Source organism: Sorangium sp. So ce394 (assembly GCF_051474665.1).
In the GTDB taxonomy this organism is placed as follows: domain Bacteria; phylum Myxococcota_A; class Polyangia; order Polyangiales; family Polyangiaceae; genus Sorangium; species Sorangium cellulosum_D.
Genome location: NZ_CP150339.1, coordinates 9,264,492 through 9,288,420, shown reverse-complemented (window position 1 = coordinate 9,288,420; position 23,929 = coordinate 9,264,492). Strand labels below are relative to the sequence as shown.

Genomic DNA, 23,929 nt, shown 5'->3' with positions numbered 1-23,929 from the left:
TTGTATCCAGTCGATGACGGCCCGGGTTCTATCATACCTCCTCGAATCCTCGCGGAAACGTCGTTGAGCCGGTGCGGACGCCAACACCGATGAGCCGACGCCGACGAGACGAGGTGAGGACGGACGCCAGGCGCGGCGTCCTCGACGGGGGGACGAGGCGGCCCGCGCGCCGGCGAGCCGGTTGTTCAGGGCTCCCGCGCGACCAGGCCGCAGCGGCTGCGCGGGAGACGGGCTCGGGACGTCCGGGCGGCCCCGCGCCGAAGGCCATGCGCCGGGGGCGGGGCGCGCGTGCGCGGCCTGCGCGAAGGTGGCACCCTAGCTCCGTGCGGCCTGTCATCGACGACATGATCCAGGAGCTCCTTACTCGCCATCGGTCGACCGGCCGGGTGGACCTCAACGACATCGCCGACGTCATCGCCCGCCGGCCGGTGTCGTACGAGGAGGTGGAGCACATCATCGACCGGCTCGAGTCCGAGGGGCTCCGGGTGGCCGAGCCGCTCGACGCGGGCGACGTCGAGGTGCTCCGCGCCGTCCTCGCGAGCGCGAGGCGGCTCGCGGCCGAGCTTGGGCGCACACCCACGATCGGCGAGATCGCGCTGGCCTCTGGCCATGCCCCGCACACGGTGCGCCGAGCCCTGGAACAAGCGGGGCGCGCCAAGACTTGTTGAAGAGGACGCATGCAGGCCGCGCCGGACACAGCGCAGCGCGGCAAGACGCGGGAGAGGCGGCAAGACGCGGCACGGAGCCAGACCGAAAGGGAGGCAAACAAAACGAAGGAGCTGCGCCGTTGAGGGCAGACCGGAGCTCTACGTCAGTGTTATTATCGAGATGGAGGGGAGCTCTGTCGCCGTAGTCGATTGTTTCCTCTACGCATCAGGGAAGGAAGGCTGGCCCGATGAACATCACGATCACGTTCCGGCACATGGTGGGTACCGAGGCCGTCAAAAAATACGCTCACGAGAAGGTCGCCAAGCTCCAGAAATTTCTTCGGCAGGCGATGACGGCGCAGGTGACCCTCTCCGTCGAGGGCCTGATGCACGTCGCCGACGTCCGCATCTCCTCCGGCAGCCTGGCGTTCCAGGCCACCGAGCGGGGGGAGGACATGTACGCGTCGATCGACACGGTCCACGACAAGCTGGAACGGCAGATCCGCGATGGAAAGGGGAGCACGATCGCGCGGAAGCGCGGCGGGACGAGCGCCGGCGAGTACGCCGCCGAGGTGGAGCGGGAAGCGGTGGCAGCCGCAGCCGCCGGACGCGGTCGATCCTGAGCCGCCGCGCTCCGCCGCCGGGGCGGCGGAGCGCGCCCGATCCGAGCCGCCGCGCGCGCCATGAGGTGGCGCGGCGGCGCGGCGGCGCGGCGGCGCGGCGAAATGAGGCCTGAGCCGCCGCGCTCGCCGTCGCGGCGGCGGCCTCCCGCGGGGAGCTGCGCGCCCGCCGCGGCGGCGGTCGCCTGCCGCGGGTGAGCCTCCACGCTCGCCGTCGTGGCGGCGGCCTCCCGCGGGGAGCTGCGCGCACGCGGGCGACCCGCCCGAGGCGCCTGCGGCCCGCGCCGCGGCGCGAAGATCGCTCCCTCCAGCGCCGCCGGCCGCGATAGCGTCCTTGAGTCGCGTACCCGAGGTCCCCAGGGTACGATGGCACGTCGGCGCGCCTGGCCCTGGCCGAGCGCCGCGCCGCCCGTACCCCGTGCGCCACAAAAGAGCCCCCTCACCTCGCCGAGCGCCGAAATCAGCATGCAAGTCTGCGACATCTTGACCGCGCACCAGGTATCCGTCGCCAGCGAGCAGGAGGGGGTCGTCCGATCCAAGGCGGACGCGCTCCGCCGGCTCGCCGCCCTGCTCGCGACAGGACAGCAGGGGGTCAAGAGCGAGGACATCGAGCGGGTGCTCGCCGAGCGCGAGCGCCTGCAGTCCACCGGCGTCGGCAGCGGCGTGGCCATCCCCCACGGCGCCATGGAGGGCGTCGATCGGCTGATCGGCGCCGTCCTGCTCTGCCCGAAGCCGATCGACTTCGACGCGATCGACGGGGCGCCGGTGTCCATCCTCGTGGCCGTGATCGGGCCGAAGCGGGCCACCGGGGAGCACCTGAAGACGCTCGCGCGCATCTCCCGCCTCCTGCGGGACGAGACGTTCAGAAGGCGGCTGCTCGGCGCCTCGACCGGGCGGGCGGCGTTCGAGCTCATCGCCGCCGAGGAAGGGAGGTCGGTGTCATGAGCAGCTCGCGCGGCAGCACACAGGAAGGCGAAGGGGGCGGCCGGGTGCCCCCCGCGACCGGCGCGGGGCGGCTCGAGCGCCCCGCCCTCACGGTGCGGAGCCTCATGGGCGACGACGGGCTCGGCATCGAGCTCACGCTGATCGCCGGCGCCGCGGGCCTCGACCGGCCCATCATGAACACCCGCATCCAGAAGTCGGGGCTCGCGCTCGTCGGCCACTTCCACGGCATCGTCCCGACGCGGGTGCAGATCCTCGGGCAGACCGAGCTCTCGTTCCTCCACAAGCTCTCCCGCGAGGACCGGCTCCTGTCGCTGCGCGGCTTCTTCGAGCTCGGCCTGTGCTGCGTCATCCTCACGCAGGGCGACCAGCCGTTCGACTTGAACGGCTCCGGCGTCGGCTTCGTCCCCGTGCCGGAGCTCGCGCAGTGCGCCGAGGAGAGCGGGACGCCGCTCCTCGTCTCGGCGGTGCGGTCGAGCGTCACGATCACCGCCCTGCACGCGCTGCTCGACGACCGGCTGGCGCCGCGCATCCGCCTGCACGGCGTGCTCGTCGACGTCTTCGGCGTGGGCCTCTTGCTCATGGGGTCGAGCGCGATCGGCAAGAGCGAGTGCGCCCTCGACCTCGTGATGCGCGGCCACCGGCTCGTGGCCGACGACGCCGTCGAGTGCGACTACCGCCCGCCCGGCATGGTGTTCGGCGCGCCGGCCGAGCTCCTCCGGTACCACCTCGAGGTGCGCGGCCTCGGCATCCTCAACGTGAAGGACCTCTTCGGCGTCACCTCGATCCGCGAGCGCAAGCGGATCGACGTCGTGGTGAAGCTGGTCGAGTGGTCGAAGGACACCGAGTACGACCGGCTCGGGCTCGACGAGCGGTACCACACCATCCTCGGCGTGAAGATCCGGGAGCTCGTCATCCCGGTGCGCCCCGGCCGCGACATGGCGTCGATCCTCGAGGTCGCCGCCCGCAACGAGCTCCTGAAGAACGCCGGGTTCCACGCGGCGCGCGAGTTCTTCGGCAACGTCGAGGGCGAGCTGCTCCGGGAGCGCTCGGCCGAGGAGTCGTCGGTCCCGCCGCCGGTGCGGCTCGCGGAGGAGGGCGCCCCGCGCGGCGCGCCGCCGCACGGCCCGCCCCGCCCGCCGCGGCCCGGCCACGGCGTGGAGGTGCAGAGCCCGCCGAGCAGCGCCTTCCGGCAGCCCGTGGAGCGGGGGAGGCCGCCGGAGCGGCCCGGCACCGGGTTCGTCGCCACGGAGTCGTCCGTGAGCCTGCCGCGGCCGAGGAGGCGAGGGTGAGCGGCGCGCCCGACCCGCTGCCGCCCGTCCAGCCGCCGTCCGACGGCGCGACGGCGCGCGTCGTCGTCGTCACGGGCCTGTCGGGCGCCGGCAAGTCGACGGCGCTCCACGCCCTGGAGGATCTCGGCTTCTTCTGCGTCGACAACCTGCCCACCTCGCTCGTCCGGCCCGCGGTCGAGGCGTGCGAGGCGGGCGGGATCAACCGGATCGGGCTCGGCATCGACGTCCGCGTCGGCTCGTTCCTCGCGGGGGCCACGGCGGCGCTCGACTCGATCCGGGTCGGCCGCGACGTGGTGATCCTCTTCCTCGACGCCTCGGACGAGACGCTGCTCCGGCGCTTCAGCGAGACGCGGCGGCCGCACCCGCTGACGACCGGCGGCAGCGGCGCCATCGCGATGCTCGACGGCGTGCTCCTCGAGCGCGAGCGGCTCGCGTCGCTGCGGGCCAGGGCGACCATCGAGCTCGACACGACGCGGCTGTCGACGCACGACCTGCGCCGCGCCGTCCTCGAGCGGCTGCGCCCGGCCAAGGTCGATCTGCCCCGGATGTCCACCCGGTTCATCTCGTTCGGCTACAAGTACGGCATTCCGCTCGACGCCGATCTGCTCTTCGACGTCCGCTTCCTCGACAACCCGTATTTCGTCCACGGCCTGCGCGAGCTGACGGGCAACGACGAGCCGGTGCGTGAGTACATCCTGAAGAACGCGGACGCCCTCGAGTTCATCAGCAAGACCGAGCAGCTGCTCTCGTTCTGCATGCCGCGCTACGCCGACGAGGGGAAGAGCTACCTCACGATCGGCATCGGGTGCACCGGGGGCCGGCACCGCTCCGTCGTGCTCACCAACGTGCTCAGCGACAGCCTGCGGCGGAAGACGGGCCTCCCGATCACGGTCGTGCACCGGGACGTCGCCCGGGCGAGCAGTAGTATAGTACCCTCAGCGGCGGGTGAGGGCATGGCGGGGACGCCCAGCGTGGATTTCCGGCGGCTGCAGCCGGGGACGGCCGCGGCGGAGTCGCGCCCGGGGACGGACAAGAGCGTGACGGGGGGCGATCGGTGACGACCGAGGGGGTGACGAGGCGGTTCACCATCATCAATGTGCGCGGGCTGCACGCGCGCGCCGCGACGAAGCTGGTGCAGCTCGCGGGCCGCTACGACTGCGACATCTCGCTGACCGGGCCGGACGGGCAGTCGGCCAACGCGAAGAGCGTGATGGGCGTGCTCCTGCTCTGCGGCTCGATGGGCACCCAGATCGAGGTCCACGCGACCGGCGATCAGGCCGCCGAGGCGGTCTCCGCCATCGGCGAGCTGATCGCCTCACGCTTCGGAGAGAACGAGTGACGCCCGGCCGGGGGGCGCTCTCCGCGGAGGCTCCGGGCGATCACGCCGTCCCGGTGGACGCCGCCCGCGGCGACGCGATGGCGCCCGGCGCGCGGGGCGACCCGGCGGCGCCCGGCGCGCGGAGCGACTCGGGGGTGCCCGGCGCCCGCGGCGACTCGGGGGCGCCCGGCGCCCGCGGCGATTCGATGCCGCCAGGCGCCCGCGGCGACTCGATGCCGCCCGGCGCCCGCGGCGATTCGATGCCGCCAGGTGCCCGGACCGAGACGCTGCGGGGCATCTCCGGATCGCCCGGGGTCGCCATCGGCGCCGCCGTCGTGATCGGCGGGCACAGGACGGATCACCCGCGCCGCCGCGTCAGCTCCAGCGAGATCAAGGCAGAGCTCGAGCGCTTCGAGACCGCGGTCGAGCGCGCGCAGGACGAGCTCCGCGACATGGCGAAGCGCCTCGGCGACCACCGCGCCGAGGCGTCGATCCTCGAAGCGTACCTCCTGATGCTCGGCGACGAGGCGCTCGCCGACGCCGTGAGGCGCCAGGTCACCGAGGAGCGGCGCTGCGCCGAGTGGGCCGTCGCGGCCGCGTGCGAGGCGATCGCCGGCCGCTTCGCCGCCCTCGACGACCCGTACCTGCGCGAGCGCAGCCACGACGTCATGTTCGTCGGCGAGCGCCTGCTGCGCGCCTTTACCCTCCCGCCCCAGGAGCCGCCGTCCTCGCGCGACACCGGGCCGCTCTCCACCCGCAGCCTCATCGAGCTCCAGAACTCGATCGCCATGCCGGCGACGTTCGGCGCGGCGCTGCCGCGCTTCTCCGGGCCGACCATCCTCATCGCGCACGACCTCTCGCCGGCCGACACCGCGGCCATGGTCGACGAGCCGGTCGTCGGCTTCGTCACCGAGGTCGGCACCCGCACGAGCCACACCTCCATCATGGCCCGCGCGCTGGAGATCCCGGCCGTGGTCGGCGTCAGCGACGTGCTCCAGCGCGTGATCACGGGCGACGTCGTCGTGATCGACGGCCTGCGCGGCACGGTCGTCGTCCGGCCCGGGCCCGTCGAGCTCGCGGAGGCGCGCGCCCGCGCCGAGCGCCACGTCGCGCTCGCCAAGGAGCTCTCGGAGTCCAGGCACCGCGCCGCCGAGTCGAAGGACGGGGTGAAGGTGTCGCTCCGGGCCAACGTCGAGCTCCCGGCCGAGGCGATCCTCGCGCGCGACCAGGGCGCCGACGGCATCGGCCTCTACCGGACCGAGTTCCTCTACATCGACCGCACGTCCCCGCCCTCGGAGGACCAGCAGTTCGAGATCTTCCGCGCCGTCGTCGAGGCGCTCCGCCCGAAGCCGGTCACCCTGCGCACCTTCGACATCGGCGGCGACAAGTTCGTCTCCACCTTCCAGGTGCCGCCGGAGATGAACCCGATGCTCGGCCTCCGCGCCGTCCGGCTCGCGCTCTCGCGCCCCGACGTCTTCCTCGAGCACCTCCGCGCGATGGTGCGCGCCTCCGCCTTCGGCGACGTGCGGATCATGATCCCCATGGTCGCCGGCCTCGGCGAGCTCCGGCAGGTGCGCGAGATGCTCCGCCGCGCGCAGGAGCAGGTGCGCGCCCGCGGCCAGCCCTGCGCCGACGAGATCCCGCTCGGCGTGATGATCGAGGTGCCCGCGGCCGCGATCATGGTCGACCATTTCGCGCGCGAGGCCGCGTTCCTCAGCCTGGGGACGAACGACCTCATCCAGTACGCGCTCGCGGTGGACCGGACCAGCCGCTCGCTCGCGTACCTGGCCTCGCCCTTCGACCCGTCGATCCTCCGGCTGATCACCAAGGTGATCCAGGCGGGCCAGGAGTACGGCCGCCCGGTCTCGCTCTGCGGCGCCATGGCGAGCGACCCGCTCGCCGCGCTGCTCCTGCTCGGCCTCGGCCTCCGCGACTTCTCGATGGAGGCGGCGGCGATCCCGGAGATCAAGGAGACGCTCCGGCGCGTGACGGTCGCCGAGGCCGAGGCGGTCGCGGCGGAGGCGCTCGCCTGCGCCACGGCCGAGGAGGTCGAGTGCTGCGTCGCCGCGGCGTTCGCGCCGGGCCTCTACGACCTGCTCACCGGAGAGCGCGAGGCGCGGTGACCGGCCTGCGCTCGGGAGAGCGCGGCGCGCGGTGACCCGCGTCGCAGGTCGACGGCCTCGCCGTCTTCACCTCCTTTTCGCTTGAGCTCGCGGGGAGGGCTTCCTAGCGTGAAGCCCGCTTCATGAAGTCCCGTAAAGCCATGGGCGCGGCGCCGGGGGCGACGACGCGGCCCCCCGAGGCTCCCCTCTCACCGGCGCGCGGCGCGGCGGCGCGCTCGCCCGCGGCGCCGGCCGCGTCGCGCGTGACGCACGTGACGCGCGCGCTCGCTGTCGGCGCGGCGGCGCTCGGCCTGTGCGCGGCGGGCTGCGAGCAGGAGCAGCCGCCCACGCGGCTCGTGGGCCAGGCGCACCTGACCCTGCTCCACACGTCGGACATCCACTCGCGGCTCTTCCCGTACAACCTGCAGCTCGGCCAGGTCGACGCGGGCCTCGGCCTCGGCGAGGCGACCTCCATCGCCAACGTCGGCGGCGCCGCGCGCATGTCCCATATCATCGGCCGCGAGCGCGCGCGCTCGTCGCGCGTGCTGCACCTCGACGGCGGCGACTGCTTCCAGGGGGCGCCGATCTTCAACTTCTACTCGGGCGAGGCGGAGATCCGCACCCTCGGCGCGATGGGCGTCGACGCGATGATCGTCGCCAACCACGAGTTCGATCGCGGCGCGCTGAACCTCGGCGTGCAGCTCCAGCAGAACGCGGGCTTCCCCATCCTCGCGGCGAACTACCTCCTCGAGGACCCCGCGCAGCCCGGCGCCTCGCCGCTCGGCGCGATCCTGCAGCCGTTCACGGTCTTCGACCTCGAGGGCCTGCGCGTCGGCGTCATCGGGATGGGCAACCTCTCCAGCCTGACGTCGATCTTCGAGGCGCCGAACCGGCTCGGCGTCACGCCGCTGAACACCACCGAGGTCGCGCAGTTCTACGTCGATCTGCTCCGCCCCACCGTGGACGTCGTCGTCTTCGTCACCCACCTCGGGCTCGACGTCGACGAGCGGATGATCGAGACCACGACGGGCATCGACGTCGTCCTCGGCGGGCACAACCACATCGTGCTCCAGCCGCCGAAGCGCGTCCGCGACTGCTCGCGGTACTACGACGAGGCGGAGCAGCGCCACTACATCCTCCTGAACGACGAGCGCTCCCCGGAGGCGGGCGAGAAGCGCCGGCGCTACTGCACGCCGCGCGACGTCGTCCTCGCGCACTCCGGCGCGTTCGCGAAGTTCGTCGGCCGCCTCGACCTCGTGCTGTCCAAGGATCCCTCGGAGCTCGGCGCCGACTACGACCCGCTGAACGGCTACGAGGTGCTCTCGAACCGGTACGAGCTCTTCCCGGTGACCGAGAGCGTGCCGGCGGACCCGATCGTCGCCTCGGTGCTCGAGCCGTACGCGCAGGGGCTCGACGCCCTCGCGAACCTCGATCTCCTGGTCGGCTACGCGCTCGACGGCTCGCGCCGCGTCTCCACGAGCGGCGGCGACTCGCCGCTCGGCAACCTGATCGCCGCGGCGATGTGGCTGCGCCTCGGCATCCAGACCGACTTCGCCCTCACCAACACGACGGGCATCCGCGCCGACCTCGTGCCCGGCCCGGTGACGGTCGAGCAGATGTTCAACATCTTCCCCTTCGACAACTCGATCTCGAAGATGCAGCTCTCCGGCCTCGAGGTGCAGGACCTGTTCGACTTCGTGGCGCGCCGCTCGAGCGGCCGCGGGTGCGTGTCGCAGGCGCAGATCGCGGGCGCGCGGGTCGTCATCGACTGCGCCGCGCGCGCCTCCGAGGGCGCCGCGCCCGGCGTGGCGACCCACGTCTACATCGGCGCGCACGACCCGCCGATCGCGTGCCCGAACGGCGACGCCGACTGCCCGGGCGGCCTCACCGGCAGCTGCGACGTCGAGGCGAACCGGTGCTGGCAGCCGATCGACCCGATCGCCACCTACGAGCTCGCGACGTCGAACTACCTCGCCCAGGGCGGCAGCGGGTTCCGCGTGCTCCAGCGCAACACGACCCAGTTCGACACCCAGGTGCAGCAGCGCGACGCGCTCATCGACTACATCCGCGCCGGCCGCCCGTGCGGCGCGGACGACCGCGGCGAGCTCGCGTCGTGCCAGCGGGACGCCGACTGCGCCGGCGTGGGCGAGGGCTACGTCTGCGCGTGCCCCGAGTCGGTCGTCGAGGGCCCGGTGTGCAAGACCGGCGGCGCGCCGTGCGCCGAGGGCGCGTGCGTGCTCGCGCGCTGCCGCGACGACGTCGCCGCCTACCAGCGCGACGTCTGCGCCAGGGCGCCGACCCCGGAGGTGCGGCAGCAGTGCGAGAGCGCGCTCGCCCCGTGCAGCGCCGCCGGCGAGCAGTGCAAGTACCTCGCGTGCGTCGACCGGCGGCTCGGCAACTTCTCCGACGGCCGCCTGCGGATGGTGGGCCAGTGACGCCGCGGGCGCGGCTCCAGGCGGCCCTCCTCGCCGCGGCGCTCGCCGGGTGCGGCAGCGACGCCGGCCCGCCGCGGGGCGTCTCGAGCTTCTGGGTCCAGATCGTGGAGGTGAACGGGGAGGCGCCCCCCTCCGCCGAGGCGCCCCTCCCGGCCAACCGCGGCGACTCGGTGGACGCCTGGTCGTTCCGGATCGAGGCGCGCGACCCCGCCGGTCGCCGCGCGCCGTTCGACGGCATGGTCCGGCTCAGCGTCGAGCCCGGGGCCGTGGTCGACGTCGCGGCCGACGAGGCGGACCTCGCGGTCGGCCGCAACGTCCGCCTCCGCGGCGGCGTCGCGACCGGCGTGGTCCACGTGACGGCCGTCTACGGGCCCGCCCGGCTCTGGGCCGAGGACGTCGGCTACGCGCCCGCGCCCCGGGGCGGCCGGCCCGCGTGCGCCAACGGCGAGAACGACGACGCGCCGGGCGACGTGCTGATCGACTTCCCCGCCGACCCCGGGTGCGCGTTCGCCGACGACGACAGCGAGGAGGGCGGCACCTTCAGCGCCGGCGCGTCGAAGCCCGTCGCCTACGCCCTGCCGCGCGTCGCCGACGTCCAGGGGGGCGGCTCGGCGACGCCCTACGCGTTCGAGGGGATCCAGATCAACACCGCCCCGCCCCAGGAGGTCGTCGTCACGCGCGTCGCGAGCGACGGCTTCTACGTCACCGATCTGACGGGCCAGGACGGCGGGTACAACCACCTCTTCGCGTACAACTTCAACACCCCCGCCAACATGCGGGTCTGCGATCGGCTCCAGTACCTCGCCGGCACCGTGAACGAGTTCTTCGGCTTCACCGAGCTCTCGTTCCCCTCCTACGAGATCGCACCGTTCCACGAGGGGGAGCCGTGCCCGGTCCCGGAGCCCGCGGTCCTCGACGCGCGGACGATCGCCGACCCCTCGGCCATGGAGCGCCTCGAGAGCGGGCTCGTGCGCGTCGAGGGCGTCCACATCAGCAAGAATTTCGGCCCGAAGCCCGCGCGGAACAACGTCTTCGCCCCGGAGCAGTCGAGCTGCGACCTCAACGGCGACGGCCAGGTCGACTTCGAGAGCCGGACCGAGGGGAGCTGCGCGAACGCGTGCTCGCGCGACCCCGAGTGCAGCGAGTGGACGAGCTACTCCGCGCGCGGCAACTACAAGGTCACGGACGGGTCGAGCATGATCCAGATCCAGACGGGCACGGTGAGCGCCTTCGATCCGACGTCCCACCGGGGCCGCGCGCTCGCGGCCGTGACGGGCACGCTCCGGAACTTCTCGGGCGGCTCGCTGAACTGGACGATCGAGGCCCGCTGCCCAGACGATCTCGTCTGCGAGGCGCCCGGCTGCGCGCCGGCCGCGAAGCCCTCGACGGAGGCCTGCGTGCGGCTGCGCAGCCTCAACGACAACGACGCGGAGACCAACTAGCCGCCGCCTCCCCCTCGCGGCCGCGCCGCGCCCTCGGATCCCCCAGGCCCCAAGGAAGCCCACCGCCCGCCATGCACCGAAGCGCGCTCCTCGCCCCCGCCGTTTCCGCGGCCCTGCTGCTCACCCTCGCCCCGCCGGCGCTGGGCCAGCCCCAGCCGGCCCCCGGTCAGGCCCCGCCGGCGCCCGCCGCGCCGGCCCAGACCCCCGACGCGCCCGCGGCGGCGCCCGCGCCGCCGGCCGACATCCCCCCCGCGCCGACCCCCGGGCCCGCCGCGCCGGTCCAGACCCCCGCCGCGCTGGGCCCGGAGCCCGCCGCGGCGCCGCCCGCCGCCGCGGCGCCGCCCGCCGCCGCCCTCCCGGCCCCCGGCGCCCTGCCGCCGGCGGCCGAGGCCGGGGCCGCGACCGCGCTGCCGCGGGTCGAGCCCCGCGCGACGATCCCGGCCGAGGAGCCGCCGGTCCGGGTCGGCGACGCCATGGACACGCGCCTCACCTGGACGTTCGGCGACGACGACGTGCTCCACGACACGGGCCAGGCGCAGCCGATCTCGCCGAACGTGAGCATCGGCGATCGCAAGCAATACCGGCTCTTCTTCGACAACCTCAACTCCCGCTTCAGCGGGCGCGAGAACCTGACGCACCTCGCGCTCTACAAGAAGATGCCGGGGTTCATCGAGGGGCTGGACACCGAGGCTTCGCTCGTCCTCCGCATCGACCTCGCCTCGCTGTCCAGGAACAGCAACAACGTCAATCAGGCGCTCTACGACGCAGGCTCGTTCATCCGCGCCTTCTATCACACGGACGGCAAGCCCGACGGCAAGACGGGGCTCGGCGTCACGCTCTGGCCCCTCGACACCGACCGGTTCCGCCTCGGCTACCTCTACGACATCTCGTGGGGCGGCACGAACGCGTCGATCAACCAATCGATCTTCCCGCGCATCATCGGCACCGCGCCCGGCGCGAAGGTGCAGTTCGACGCCGAGCGGTTCAGCGTCTTCGCCGGGTTCAAGGTCGCGAGCCTCACGCAGCTCCAGCGGGTGCTCACCCCCGGCACCAGCGAGGTCGAGGAGATCCGCATCGCGCAGACGAACTACGGCTTTCTCCTCGGCGGCGGCGTCGATCTCCACCCCTACGTGCACGCCGACCTCGGCGCCGGCTACTTCCAGCAGGGCAGGTTCGACTGGCCCGACGTCGCGGGCGAGCCGGTCTACACGTACGGCGCCTCGGCCCGCGTCGTCGCGCACACGAAGGGCGAGCCCATCCCGCAGTCGGTCGACTTCCTGCTCTACCGCAACGACCCGGACCGCCCGCAGGTCATCTTCAAGCCCGAGGCCTACACGCCGGGCAAGACCACCTGGGCCGTGAGCCTCGAGGCGTCGAACCTCTACCAGAACCTCAAGGACTTCGAGTCCGCGGGCGCGACCACCCGCCAGGCGGCCCGCGCCGGCGCCCTCCAGGCGGTCCTCAAGTCGGGGTACGCGCGCGCGAGCGTCACCGGCATCTACCGCGATCTGCCGTTCGTGCTGCGCAACCAGCCGAGCTTCATCCCGTTCCAGAGCATCCCGGAGACCCGCGGCGCCTCGACCGACGACGAGCTGTTCTTCGCCCTGTCGGCCGACTACTACATCGCGCCGGCGCGGCTCACCCCCGGCATCGGCGCGGGCCTCCAGCTCCCCGCCACCTTCAAGACGACGTCGTTCGACCTCTACAGCGCGCCGATCGCGCGCACCGTGGTCGTGCGCGAGCAGGGCAACCTGTCCATCCTCCCCTACGACCGGTCCGCCGTGCCCATCTTCCAGGCCCGCGTCAGCCTCAAGTGGGACATCAGCCGGATCCTCTCCGCGGTCGCGTGGGTCCAGTACGTGCGCGACAACAACGGCACCTTCATGGAGCGCGACCCCTCCGAGGGCACGCTCGCCCTGCGCACCTTCGTGAACCCCGACTTCGTCGGCGGCGGCGTCAGCGCCCAGGCCCGCTTCTGAGGGACGCGCGGGCGCCGCGCGCCCCCGCGGCCCGCGCTCACCGCGGCTGGAACCCCTTGAACGCCGCCAGGGCGCGCTGCGTGCTGCTCACGGTCTCGACGATGCGGAAGCCCCCGCGGAGGTAGAACCCCTCGAAGTGCAGCACGCTCTCGCCCTCGGCCGGCTCGATCTCCCAGTACCGCGAGAGGTCCCGCGACGTGCCGAGGACGGCGATCCGCCGCCACCCGCTCGGGATCATCCCCGTCCACTCCGGGCCGCGCTTCTCCGTCAGCTCGAAGTCGTCCCGGCTGTGCTTCACCCGGAAGCTCGCGTCCGGGCCCGAGCCGATGCGCGCGTCGAGCGGGCCGCCGGGCGGCCCCTTCGCCTCCTGGTCCTGCCGGCGCGGCCCGCGCTTGCTCACCCGGTAGCTCGCGACCGAGTGCGGATCGAGGTAGTAGGTGCCGCCCTCCTTGTTCGCGCGCAGCCGCCCCGCGTAGATCGCCTGGCGCACCGCGCTCTCGGAGATGCCGAGCTGCTGCGCGGCCTCCGGCACCGTCATCGTGTAGCGCGTCCGCGGCGTGGCCACCGCCGACTCGGGCGGAAGCCGCTTGCGCGCCAGGCAGTCGAGCATCACGTGGAACGCCGGATCGCGGTACACGTCGGCCGTCGCCACGCTCCGCCCCGCGACGGCGGTCTTGTCCAGCAGCGGGTTCTCCGGACCGAGGACGAGATCGGTCAGGTCGGCCTCGGACACCGCGGGATCCCGGGCCGCCGCCAGCACCCGGCACAGGAAGGTGCCGAGCTCGCCGACCGGCGTCGCGAACTCGACCGTCTCGCCGGACAGCAGCGTGTATTGCGTCTTCATCTCGCCTCTTCGCAGCTCGTCGTGTGCGCTCTCCAGCACCGCGCGCCGCGCGCGTGCCCGGGGCTACGCGAGCCCGATCCGTCCGTGAGGCGGACGAAGTCCCTCGCGCGCGCCAGTGCCGGCGCGCGCAGGCGGATCTCACCCCACCGGGGACGCCGCGCGCGCGGCCCCCGCCCCGAGGGCCAGGACCGCCCGCACGCCGCCCCCGTCGGGCACGCGTTCAGCGCCGCAGCTACGGATTACTGTATGCCCGTTCAGGTAGTTCCGTCTAGTGCCTTTGCGCGCCGGTAGGACAAAAGTCGTCCGCCTCCGGCGACGTCGCGCCGTCCGCAACACTCCGAAAATACACATTTATTCTGCGTACTCAGAACGCATGAAACCGGCGGAAAAATCGTCGTAGGCTCGCGAGGCGGGGAGGAACGGCGGCCGCGGTCGGCCTACGGCGCCCGGGGTGGGCGGGCGCTGTTCAGGTCCGTGTGGGGCGCCGTCTGTTCAGGTGGCGGGCTTCTGCCGCGTCGTCTCGGCGAGCGTCTCGACGGTGTCGGGGTCGTGGTCGCGGATGCAGTCGACCCCGTTGCGCTCGAACTGGATGGCGGCGGCGAGCGCGGCCCGGCTTCGCTCGCGGTCCATGGCCCACGCCGCGTGCCGCACGAGCAGCGCGAGCGAGAGCGCCCGGCCGAGGGTGATCGCGACGCGGCGGGCGCCCGCCTCGAGGCCGGGGCGGTCGGTGGCGGCCATCTCCTTGATCCACGCGCGGGCGTGGGACACCGCGCGCGACGCCGCCGTCTCGGCCTCGGCGAGCTTCGGCTCGACCACGCCCGTGAGGAGGCGCGCCACCTCGGCCGCGAGGATGTCGAGCGAGCCGTCCTTCAGGATCACCCGCAGCGCGTCGAGGGCGAGCACGTTCGTCGTGCCCTCCCAGATCGGCAGGACCTGCGCGTCGCGCAGGAGGCGCGGCAGCCCCGTGTCCTCGATGTAGCCCGCCCCCCCGAACGCCTCGAGCACCTCGCTCAGCACCGACACCGCCTGCTTCGCGGTCGTGAGCTTCGCGATCGGGATCATCAGCCGCAGGAGCTTCGCCTCCGACTCGGTGAGCGACCCGGTCTCCTCGCGCCCGAGCAGCTCGATCGCGCGGAAGGTCAGGTGGAAGGCGCCCTCGAACTCGGCCTGGAGCTCGGCGAGCGTGTCCATGTGCAGCGGCTTCTCCGCCAGCGTCGCGCCGAACAGGGCGCGGCGCTGGGCGTAGGAGCGCGCCAGCGCGAGCCCCCGGCGCATCCCCGCGACGGCGGCGATCGCGTTCCAGGTCCGCGTCACGTTCAGCATCGGCGCGATCGCCCGGACGCCGTTGGTGAGGCCCGCGACCGGCGTCGCGAGGACGCCGTCGAGGGTGATCTCGGCGGTGGGGACCTTGCGGGTGCCGAGCTTGTCCTTCAGCCGGTTGATCAGCACCCCCTCGCGGCGCCCGTCCTCGCCCGCGAGCTCGACGTAGAACAGCGCGAGCCCGCGGCTGCCCTCCGGGTTGCCCTCGGGGCGCGCGAGGGCGAGCGCCATCTCGGACGTGGCCGCCGAGGCGAACCACTTCGTCCCGTACAGCCGGTACGCCCCGTCCGGCCCGGGCCGCGCCACGGTCTCGCTCCGCCCGACGTCCGAGCCGCCGGTGCGCTCGGTCATCCACTGCCCCGACGTCCAGGCGCGCGCCGGGTCGCGGCTCGTGAGGCGGGGCACCGCGCGGTCGATGAGGGCGCGGTTGTCGCTCGCGAGCAGCGCCCGCGCGGCGCCGTCGGTCATCGCCAGCGGGCACGTGTAGACGTCGCTCGACGCGTCGAAGAGGTACGCGAGCGCGAACTGGTGGACGCGGGAGAACGCGCCGTGGGCCCGCTCGTACGCCGTCGCGACGACCCCGTGCTCGCAGGCGATGCGCGCCGCCTCCTTCCAGAGCTGCGTCACCTCGACCCGGTCGACGCGCTTGCCCCAGGCGTCCCACGACGTGAGCTTCGGCTCGTTCTCGCGGTCGGCGTGCTGCAGGCGGTAGAGGCGGCCGCCCGCGAGCTCGCCCATCTCCCGCAGCGAGGGCGTGATCGACGCGGCCACCTCGCGCGGCAGCACCCGCGCGAGGTAGGACCGCAGCACGCGGTCGTCGTCGTACTGGTTCCCGAGTGATGGGGGGTCTTGATAGAAAGCCACCGGCCGACTCCTGGGTTGGTGCGCCGCGGCCCGAACCGTGCGACGCGGACGCGTCGATCGGGGCCCGCGCGCCCTCCGGCACGCGCGGCGACTCGCAGCCTCGAACCTCTCGAAGCTACTGAACCCGTCCCATCCGGTTCAACAGGAAGCCGAGAGCCTGCTCGCCATGACGCGGCGAACGGTGAACCTCGGCTGTCAATTTCGCTGCGCCGGCCGGTTTCTGTGCGCTGTTCGGGTGCCGTGTCGCACGGAAAGAAGCGCAAGTCGCTGATTGTGCGGTTCTTGACTTCCCCGATGCACCAATGCATAGGACTGGCGGTGAAGCTCTCGAACAAGGGTCGCTACGGTGTGCGCGCATTGTTCGATATCGCGTTCCACAACGACGGGCGGCCGACGCAGATCCGCGAGATCTCGGAGCGAGAGGTCATCCCGGCGCGGTTCCTGGAGCAGATCTTCCAGGACCTGAAGAAGGCCGGGCTCATCAGCTCGAAGCGGGGGCCGCGCGGGGGCTACCACCTGGCGCGGCCCGCGAGCGAGATCAGCCTGGGCGACGTCGTCCGCGCCCTGGAGGGGCCGGTCGCGGTGATCGCGCCGGACGACGAGGGCAACCCGGAGAGCTCGACGCTCGACCCGCCCACGGCCGTGTTCCACGATCTGGCGCTCGCGATCGAGCGCTGCTTCGACGCGGTGTCGATCGCCGACGTCTGTGAGCGCGGGGTCGAGCTCGGCGTGCGCCGCAAGGGGCGGCCAGAGCGGTCGACCTACGTGATCTGAGCCGAGCTCCCATGAGAAGCCCTGACCGAGACGACCCGTCCCCCGGCGTCCCCCGCGCACCCGCGGGGGCGGCCGAGCTGCCCCCGCTGCCCTCGCACCCGCGCGTCGTCGACAGCGTGCTCGACCTCGTGGGCGACACGCCGCTCTTCGAGATCCGCCGCGTCGACGCGGCGACGCCCCGGGGGCGCGTCTTCGGGAAGGCCGAGCAGCAGAACCCGGGCGGCTCGCTGAAGGACCGGATCTGCCTCGCGATGATCGAGGGCGCCGAGGCGCGCGGGCTGCTCGGCCCGGGCGCCGGCGGCGTGGTCATCGAGCCGACGTCGGGCAACACCGGGATCGGGCTCGCGATCGCGTGCGCGGCCAAGGGGTACCGGTGCATCCTGACGATGCCGGCGAGCATGAGCCTCGAGCGCCGCCAGCTGCTCGAGGCCTACGGCGCGGAGGTCGTGCTGACCGAGCCCGAGCAGCAGATGGAGGGCGCCATCGAGAAGGCGCAGCAGCTCGCGGCCGAGATCCCGGGCGCGATCCTCCTCGGCCAGTTCGACAACCCCGACAACCCGCGCGTCCACGCGGAGACGACCGCGCGGGAGATCCTGCACGCGATGGCGGGGCTCGACGCGCCCGGGCGGCCTGGCCCGCGGCAGTCGCTGACGATCGACGCGTTCGTGGCGGGCGTCGGGACGGGCGGGTCGGTGAGCGGCGTCGGGCGCGTGCTCAAGCGGCTGCGCCCCGCGACGCGCGTCATCGCGGTCGAGCCCGAGTCGTGCGCGACGATCTCGCGCGGCGAGCGCGGGCCGACGAAGATCCAGGGGCTCGCGGCGGGGTTCGTCCCGGCGAACTACGATCCGGGCGTGGTGGACGAGGTGCGCACGGTCAGCGATCGCGCCGCGTACGAGGTCAAGGCGGCGCTCGCCAGGCAGGAGGGGCTGCTCGTCGGCATCAGCGCCGGCGCCGCGGTGCGGGTGGCGCTCGACGTCGCGCGCGAGCTCGGCCCCGACGCCAACGTCGTGACGGTCCTGTGCGACACCGGCGAGCGGTACTTCAGCCTGGACGAGTACTTCCGATGAGCGGCGGCGGCGGCGCGACGGTCCGCGGGTGCGTGCTCCTCGTCGGGGCGGGGGGCATCGCGGCGCCGGCCGCGTTGGCGCTCGCCGCGGGGGGCGTGCGGGAGATCCGCGTGGCCGACGACGACGACGTCGAGATCACGAACCTGCACCGGCAGATCCTGTTCGACGCCGACGACGTCGGCCGCCCGAAGCTCGACGCCTTCGCCGAGGCGCTGCGCCGCCGCCACCCGACGCTCCGGGTCGATCGGCGGTACGGCCGCTTCACGCCGAGCGCGGCGGCCGCCCTGATGCCGGGCGTCTCGGTCGTGGTCGACGCGACCGACAACTTCGCGTCGCGGTTCCTCATCGCCGACGTGTGCCGCCTCACCAGGACGCCGGTGGTGCACGCGGCGGCGATCCGCTGGCGCGCGACGGTGATGGCGGTCGCGGCGGAGGGGCGGCCTTGTTACCGCTGCCTGTTCGAGGACCTGCCGACGGGGAACGCGCCGGACTGCGCGACGGCCGGGGTGGCGGGCCCGGTGTGCGGCGTGGCCGGCGCGATCGCGGCGGATCGGGCGCTCGCGATCCTGGCGGGCGACGCGTCGGTCTACGGCCGGATCGCGACGTACGACGGCCTGTCGGACACCTTGCGGAGCGTCCCCGTCGCCGCCCGCCCCGCCTGCGCCCTGTGCGGCGAGCGCGCCGACATCGCGACCATCGACGCGTCCCGTTACGTGATCTCGTGTGCTGCAGAAGGGGACCGTGACAACGAATCCCCGACCCTCGTTGCAGGGGACCGCGGAAGCGGCTCCCCGGCCCACCTCAACACTGGAGAGCATGACCATGGCTGACACCGCGACCGTCCGCATCCCGACCCCCCTTCGCACCCTCACCGGCGGGCAGGACGAGGTCAAAGCCGCCGGCGGCACCGTCGGCGAGCTGATCGAGAACCTTGAGAAGAGCTACCCGGGCATCCGCGACCGGCTCCTCGACGAGAAGGGCGTGCGGCGCTTCGTGAACATCTTCGTGGGCGACGAGGACATCCGCTTCCTCGACGGGCTGAAGACGCCCGTGAAGGGCGGCGATCAGGTCGCGATCGTCCCCGCGATCGCCGGGGGCTGAGGTGGACGACCCGCGCTATCTCCGCCAGGTGCTGCTCGCGGAGATCGGTCCAGAGGGACAGGCGAGGCTCGGGGCGGCGACGGCGCGCGTGCTCGGCGGCAGCGGCGATGGCGCGCCGCCGCTCGCGCGCGAGGTGGCGGAGCGCTACGCGCGGGGGGCCGGCTTCGGCGCGCTCGCGGAGGGCGCGCTCGACGTCGACGCGCTCGCGCCCGCGGACCTCGTCGCGTCGCCCGCCGCGCGGGCGGTGCTCGCCGGGGCGCGGGCGGCCCTCGCCGAGATGCGGGCCGCGCTCGGCCGGGGCGCCGGGGCGGGGCAGGGCGGCGCGGCGGAGGGCAGGCCGTCATGAGGCTCTCCCTCGCCCGCTCCCGCCGGATCGCGTCGGTCGTCGACGCCGTGGGCGACACGCCGCTCGTGCGCCTGTCGCGCATCGGCCGCGAGACGCCGTCGGTCGAGGTGTACGCCAAGCTCGAGTTCACGAACCCGGGCGGCTCGGTGAAGGACCGCGCCGCGCTGCGGATGATGAGCCGCGCCGCCGCCGACGGGCGCCTCACCAGCCAGAAGACGCTCATCGACTCGACGAGCGGCAACACCGGCGTCGCCTACTCGCTCTTCGGCGCGGCGATGGGCTTCAAGGTGGCGCTCGTCATGCCGTCGAACGTGTCCAAGGCGCGCAAGGACATCGCGCGCGCGTTCGGCACGGAGCTCATCTTCAGCGATCCCATGGAGGGCTCCGACGGCGCGATCCGCCACGTGCGCGCCCTGGTCGAGAAGGATCCGGAGAGGTACTTCTACCCGGACCAGTACTCGAACGAGGACAACCCGCTCGCCCACTACCACGGCACCGCGCGGGAGATCCTCGAGGCGGTCGGCGACCGGATCACGCACTTCGTGGCCGGGGTCGGCACGAGCGGCACCATCGTCGGCACGAGCCGGAGGCTCCGGGAGCACCACCGGCCGATCCGCTGCATCGCGGTGGAGCCCGCGGACGCGCTCCACGGGCTCGAGGGGCTCAAGCACCTCCCGAGCTCGCTCGTGCCCGCCATCCACGACGCGGGCGCGTACCACGAGACGATGCGGATCACGACGGAGGAGGGCTGGGACATGTCCGATCGCCTCGCGCGCGAGGAGGCGCTGCACGTCGGGCATTCGGGCGGCGCGGCCGTCTTCGCGGCCTTCGAGGTGGCGAAGCGCCTGCACCGCGAACAGCAGGGAGGGTGCGTGGTGGCGATTGTCCCGGACCGGGGCGACCGCTATTTTGCGCCCATGAAATGGGAGAAGCGTTACGTATGGTGATTTCTCACCCGTGGACGGCCGGCGGGGTCGTTCTCAAGGCGGACGTCCTCAAGGCCGTCGAGGCCGAGGCGCTCGCCGGGTATGCGCGCGACGAGGAGGCCTGCGGGTACCTGAAGGGGCCCGCGGGCGAGCCGCTGCTCTGCGACGAGCACGTCCGGATGGAGAACATCGCGAACAAGCTCCACGCCGTCGATCCGGAGCGGTACTTCCGGACGGCGCGGACGTTCTTCGACTTCAACGGCAAGCGCTTCTCCGACGCCGTCGAGAAGGGGGCCGCGGCGGGTCGCCCCGTGAAGGTGCTCTATCACTCGCACCTCGACGCCGGCGCCTACTTCAGCCCGACCGACGCCGCCATGATGAGCGGCGGCGAGCCGCCGGCCGAGGAGGGGGGCGCGATCGTGATGGGGCCCGGGCCCGCGTTCCCGCTCGCGTTCCTCGTCACCAGCGTGCGCGGCGGCTCCGGCGACGGGGGCGAGCCCCGCATCGCCGAGCACCGCCTCTTCGTCTGGGACGGCGCCGCGTTCGTCGCGTCGACGTTCTCCGTCGTCGATTGAGCTCATCGCGCCGGGGCGCGTCCGCCGTCCTCGCGCTGCCCGCACCCGCTTGCAGGCATCCGCTCCCGAGGCCCAGAGAGGCCGATTCCGCAGTTGTCACTTGATCATCGAAGGAGTTGCCTAAATGTCAGGTTTTGTTGTCTGGTTCACCGGGTTGAGCGGCGCCGGCAAGAGCACGCTCGCGGCGATGCTTTCGGCCGAGCTCCGCGCCCGCTCCGTCCACGTCGAGGTGCTCGACGGCGACGAGGTGCGCACGAACCTCTCGAAGGGCCTCGGGTTCTCGAAGGAGGACCGCGATACGAACATCCGGCGGATCGGATACGTGGCGAAGCTCATCGCCCGGTCGGGCGCGTGCGCGATGACGGCCGCCATCAGCCCGTACAAGGCGATCCGCGACGAGCAGCGGGCGCAGAACCCGCGCTTCGTCGAGGTGTACTGCTCCTGTCCGATCCCGGTGCTGGCGGAGCGCGACGCGAAGGGGCTCTACAAGAAGGCGCTCGCGGGCGAGATCAAGAACTTCACGGGCATCGACGACCCGTACGAGGCGCCCGAGAACCCCGAGGTGGTCGTCTACACCGACAAGGAGACCAAGGAGGAGGGCCTCGCCAAGATCCTCGCCAAGCTCGAGGAGCTCGGGTACATCCCGCGCCGCGGCGCCGCGGTCGCGGTGTCCGGCGCTGCCGCCGCGGGGGCGGCGGCGGCCGGCGCCCGCGGGCTCATCGCGCCGCACGGCGGCGAGCTCGTGAACCGGTGGGCCGAGGGCGCGGAGAAGGCGTCGCTCGCCGAGCGGGCGAAGGGGCTGCCGGTCATCGAGCTCGACGAGCGGACCGAGAGCGACGTCGAGATGATCGCGATCGGCGCCTTCTCGCCGCTCCGCGGCTTCATGAACTCGAAGGACTACCTGCGCGTGGTGCGCGAGATGCGCCTCGAGAACGGCCTGCCGTGGTCGATGCCGATCACGCTCGCCGTCTCGGAGCAGGCGGCCGAGGGGCTCCGCGTCGGGGCCGAGGCCGCGCTCCGCGCGCGCGACGGCCGCATCGTGGCGGTCATCGAGCTGAGCGACAAGTGGCGGCCGAACAAGGAGCTCGAGGCGCAGGAGGTGTTCCGGACGACCGAGACGAAGCACCCGGGCGTCGCCTACCTGATGGGCACGGGCCCCGTGTACGTCGGCGGCGAGATCCGCGTGCTGGAGCGGCCGGTCGAGTCGCCGTTCCCGGCGTACGACCGGGGCCCGGCGGTGACGCGGGCGTATTTCGCCGAGAAGGGGTGGCGCCGCATCGTCGGCTTCCAGACGCGCAACCCGATCCACCGGGCGCACGAGTTCATCACCAAGACGGCGCTGGAGATCTGCGACGGGCTGATGATCCACCCGCTCGTCGGCGCGACGAAGTCGGACGACATCCCGGCGGACGTGCGGATGCGCTGCTACGAGGAGCTCATCGCGAAGTACTATGTGAAGGACCGCGTGCTGCTCTCGATCTACCCGGCGGCGATGCGCTACGCGGGCCCGCGCGAGGCGATCTTCCACGCGCTCGCGCGCAAGAACTACGGCTGCTCGCACTTCATCGTGGGGCGCGACCACGCCGGCGTCGGAAGCTACTACGGTACCTACGACGCGCAGGAGATCTTCAATGCCTTCAGCCCCGGAGAGCTCGGCATCACGACGCTCAACTTCGAGAACGCGTTCTACTCGACGGTGGTCGGAGCGATGGCCACCGCGAAGACCGCGCCGGGCGACGCGTCGACGCAGGTCAACCTGTCGGGCACGAAGGTGCGCGAGCTGCTCCAGCGCGGCGAGCTGCCGCCGCCGGAGTTCTCCCGTCCGGAGGTCGCGCGCATCCTCATCGAGGCGATGCGCAAGTCGTCGTAGCCGTTCCGGCCTGATGGCGGCGGCGCGCGGCCTCGTCGAGCGGGGCCGCCGCGCTGCCGTCGGCGCCGCGCGCGGCGCGGCCCTCGCGGGGCTGACCGCGCTCGCCGGCATGACCGTGGGGGCGCCGGCGCGCGCGGACCTCAGCGACGACGCCGCGCGCGTCGCGCGGATGTGGTCGCTCTCGGGCGCGCGCGTCGCGCGGCTCCCCTCCATCTTCGTCGAGCACGGCCGCCTCCGGGTGCTGGCGATCGATCCGCCGCCGGCCGGCGCGGCCGCCGTGGCCGGCGCGAGCGGCGTCGCCGGATCGGCCGGCGCGAGCGGCGCGAGCGGCGCGGCCGGCGCGAGCGGCGCGGCCGGACCGAAGGCGGAGGAGTGCCTGACCGTCGCGTTCCTCGCGCCGCGCATCGTGGACTTCACGCTGGAGCCGGAGTCGTCCTCGGGCGAGCTGTCTGCCCTCGAGGGCCTCGTGCACCGGCTGCGCGGCCAGGATCCCGAGGACGAGCGCCGCATCCACAGCGTCGCCGGGGCCGCGGCGCTCGTCCGGTGCGGGGACGCGCGCGAGACGCTGGGCCGCGTGGCGCTCGAGGTGCTGTCGCCGCGCGGCGCCTTCGAGGTCGTGGTCGCGGCGTCGAGCGGGCCGCCGGAGCGGCTCGAGGCGATCCTGCCGGAGCGCGTGTCAGGGCCCGTCGCGCCGCGCGGCGACCCGGGGCGGCCGGCCGAGCCGGGGCCGCTCGACGCCCGCGTCGCGCGCGCCGCGCGCCGGGCCCGCGCCGAGGGGGCGCCGCGCGTCGCGCCGCTCGACATGCGCGCCTCGACGGTCGGGACGGGGCAGTTCTCGGTCAAGCTCCCCGAGGGCTGTCACCGGCTCGACCTGATGGCCGAGGTCCCGAGCGCCACGGTGCGCCGCGCGACCGATCTGGACGCCGAGGCGCGCGAGGCGGGCACGGGGCGGCTGCTCGATCGCGACCGCTCCGACGCGCCCGACGCGCGGCTCGACTTCTGCCTCGGGGAGCCCGGGGTCGTCGAGGTGCCGTTCCTCGGCGCCGCGGGCCCGGTCAAGGTCGTGCTGTCCGACGCGCAGTGGCCGATGCCCCCGCACGTGCCGGGGTACTTCGGCGCGCGCGCCCGGGGCAACCTGGCCGCCGCGCTGAAGCGCCGCCACGCGCCCGCGCCGCGCGCGCAGGCGATCGCCGAGGCCGTCGGCGCGCAGGGCGACACGCTCGTCCCCGTGGAGGTCGAGCCGGGCCGCTGCTACTTCGCGGCGGCGGCGCTGGTCCGGGGCGAGATGCGCGCGCTCCGGATCTCCGTCGAGGTGGGCGACCGCGCCGCGCGCGACGACGCCGGCGAGGGCGGCGAGGGCGCCGGCGTGGCCTTCTGCTCCGACATCGAGGAGAGCGCCGCCCTCCGCGTGTCCGCGCGCGGCGGCTCCCCGGTCTGGGTCCTCTCGGTCTGGCCCATGGACTGA

Annotated in this window: 21 protein-coding genes; 19 read left to right on the top strand and 2 right to left on the bottom strand. The window is 73.4% G+C overall.

What is annotated here, in order from left to right; genetic code table 11:
* The first annotated feature begins 323 nt into the window (after window positions 1–323).
* The 10 genes from WMF33_RS34160 to WMF33_RS34115 all read left to right on the top strand — a co-directional run bounded on the left by WMF33_RS34160 (window position 324) and on the right by WMF33_RS34115 (window position 12,777).
* Window positions 324–668 (top strand): sigma-70 domain-containing protein, encoded by a 345-nt coding sequence (locus WMF33_RS34160; protein ID WP_437332549.1) that lies wholly within the window; start codon window positions 324–326, stop codon window positions 666–668.
* 227 nt (window positions 669–895) lie between these two features.
* Entirely contained in the window at window positions 896–1,270 is a 375-nt protein-coding gene (hpf, locus tag WMF33_RS34155; RefSeq protein WP_061627433.1) for a ribosome hibernation-promoting factor, HPF/YfiA family, read from the top strand.
* A gap of 480 nt (window positions 1,271–1,750) precedes the next feature.
* A complete protein-coding gene (locus tag WMF33_RS34150) occupies window positions 1,751–2,212 on the top strand; it encodes a PTS sugar transporter subunit IIA (RefSeq protein ID WP_437332548.1) in 462 nt (153 codons plus the stop codon).
* Window positions 2,209–3,501: an HPr(Ser) kinase/phosphatase gene (gene hprK, locus WMF33_RS34145; RefSeq protein WP_437332547.1), complete on the top strand. Its 1,293-nt coding sequence runs from the start codon at window positions 2,209–2,211 to the stop codon at window positions 3,499–3,501. The genes WMF33_RS34150 and hprK overlap by 4 nt, the downstream gene beginning before the upstream one ends.
* Window positions 3,498–4,559, top strand: coding sequence for an RNase adapter RapZ (gene rapZ / locus WMF33_RS34140; RefSeq protein ID WP_437332546.1), 1,062 nt, complete (start codon window positions 3,498–3,500; stop codon window positions 4,557–4,559). Before hprK ends, rapZ begins: the two co-directional genes overlap by 4 nt.
* Window positions 4,556–4,840 (top strand): HPr family phosphocarrier protein, encoded by a 285-nt coding sequence (locus tag WMF33_RS34135; RefSeq protein WP_020738741.1) that lies wholly within the window; start codon window positions 4,556–4,558, stop codon window positions 4,838–4,840. The genes rapZ and WMF33_RS34135 overlap by 4 nt, the downstream gene beginning before the upstream one ends.
* Entirely contained in the window at window positions 4,837–6,942 is a 2,106-nt protein-coding gene (gene ptsP / locus WMF33_RS34130; protein WP_437332545.1) for a phosphoenolpyruvate--protein phosphotransferase, read from the top strand. Before WMF33_RS34135 ends, ptsP begins: the two co-directional genes overlap by 4 nt.
* Window positions 6,943–7,064: 122 nt before the next feature.
* A complete protein-coding gene (locus WMF33_RS34125; protein WP_437332544.1) occupies window positions 7,065–9,356 on the top strand; it encodes a bifunctional metallophosphatase/5'-nucleotidase in 2,292 nt (763 codons plus the stop codon).
* The gene (locus WMF33_RS34120) at window positions 9,353–10,798 is read left to right on the top strand and encodes a hypothetical protein (protein ID WP_437332543.1); all 1,446 of its coding nucleotides are present in this window, start codon (window positions 9,353–9,355) and stop codon (window positions 10,796–10,798) included. Before WMF33_RS34125 ends, WMF33_RS34120 begins: the two co-directional genes overlap by 4 nt.
* A 71-nt stretch (window positions 10,799–10,869) precedes the next feature.
* Window positions 10,870–12,777: a hypothetical protein gene (locus WMF33_RS34115; protein WP_437332542.1), complete on the top strand. Its 1,908-nt coding sequence runs from the start codon at window positions 10,870–10,872 to the stop codon at window positions 12,775–12,777.
* A 37-nt stretch (window positions 12,778–12,814) separates the two neighbouring features.
* Here the strand turns inward: WMF33_RS34115 and WMF33_RS34110 are convergent, their stop codons facing one another.
* Both WMF33_RS34110 and WMF33_RS34105 read right to left on the bottom strand, forming a co-directional pair.
* Entirely contained in the window at window positions 12,815–13,621 is an 807-nt protein-coding gene (locus WMF33_RS34110; protein WP_437332541.1) for a helix-turn-helix domain-containing protein, read from the bottom strand.
* Between the two features lie 492 nt (window positions 13,622–14,113).
* A complete protein-coding gene (locus WMF33_RS34105) occupies window positions 14,114–15,805 on the bottom strand; it encodes an acyl-CoA dehydrogenase family protein (RefSeq protein ID WP_437332540.1) in 1,692 nt (563 codons plus the stop codon).
* 318 nt (window positions 15,806–16,123) lie between these two features.
* Here WMF33_RS34105 and WMF33_RS34100 point away from each other — a divergent pair, with 318 nt between their 5' ends.
* From WMF33_RS34100 to WMF33_RS34060, 9 genes are all read left to right on the top strand, one after another.
* Window positions 16,124–16,579 carry an RrF2 family transcriptional regulator gene (locus tag WMF33_RS34100; protein WP_061626538.1) on the top strand — a complete coding sequence of 152 codons (456 nt, stop codon included), beginning with the start codon at window positions 16,124–16,126 and terminating at the stop codon, window positions 16,577–16,579.
* Between the two features lie 11 nt (window positions 16,580–16,590).
* Entirely contained in the window at window positions 16,591–17,646 is a 1,056-nt protein-coding gene (gene cysK / locus WMF33_RS34095; protein WP_437332539.1) for a cysteine synthase A, read from the top strand.
* Window positions 17,643–18,476 carry a HesA/MoeB/ThiF family protein gene (locus WMF33_RS34090; RefSeq protein ID WP_437332538.1) on the top strand — a complete coding sequence of 278 codons (834 nt, stop codon included), beginning with the start codon at window positions 17,643–17,645 and terminating at the stop codon, window positions 18,474–18,476. Before cysK ends, WMF33_RS34090 begins: the two co-directional genes overlap by 4 nt.
* Window positions 18,469–18,747: a MoaD/ThiS family protein gene (locus tag WMF33_RS34085; protein WP_012238383.1), complete on the top strand. Its 279-nt coding sequence runs from the start codon at window positions 18,469–18,471 to the stop codon at window positions 18,745–18,747. The genes WMF33_RS34090 and WMF33_RS34085 overlap by 8 nt, the downstream gene beginning before the upstream one ends.
* A 1-nt stretch (window position 18,748) precedes the next feature.
* The gene (locus WMF33_RS34080; RefSeq protein ID WP_437332537.1) at window positions 18,749–19,093 is read left to right on the top strand and encodes a hypothetical protein; all 345 of its coding nucleotides are present in this window, start codon (window positions 18,749–18,751) and stop codon (window positions 19,091–19,093) included.
* Window positions 19,090–20,040 (top strand): PLP-dependent cysteine synthase family protein, encoded by a 951-nt coding sequence (locus WMF33_RS34075; protein ID WP_061621656.1) that lies wholly within the window; start codon window positions 19,090–19,092, stop codon window positions 20,038–20,040. Before WMF33_RS34080 ends, WMF33_RS34075 begins: the two co-directional genes overlap by 4 nt.
* Window positions 20,034–20,594: a Mov34/MPN/PAD-1 family protein gene (locus WMF33_RS34070; protein ID WP_437332536.1), complete on the top strand. Its 561-nt coding sequence runs from the start codon at window positions 20,034–20,036 to the stop codon at window positions 20,592–20,594. Before WMF33_RS34075 ends, WMF33_RS34070 begins: the two co-directional genes overlap by 7 nt.
* 124 nt (window positions 20,595–20,718) lie before the next feature.
* Window positions 20,719–22,464 (top strand): sulfate adenylyltransferase, encoded by a 1,746-nt coding sequence (gene sat / locus WMF33_RS34065; RefSeq protein ID WP_437332535.1) that lies wholly within the window; start codon window positions 20,719–20,721, stop codon window positions 22,462–22,464.
* 13 nt (window positions 22,465–22,477) lie between these two features.
* Window positions 22,478–23,929, top strand: a complete 1,452-nt coding sequence (locus WMF33_RS34060) for a hypothetical protein (RefSeq protein WP_437332534.1) — start codon at window positions 22,478–22,480, stop codon at window positions 23,927–23,929.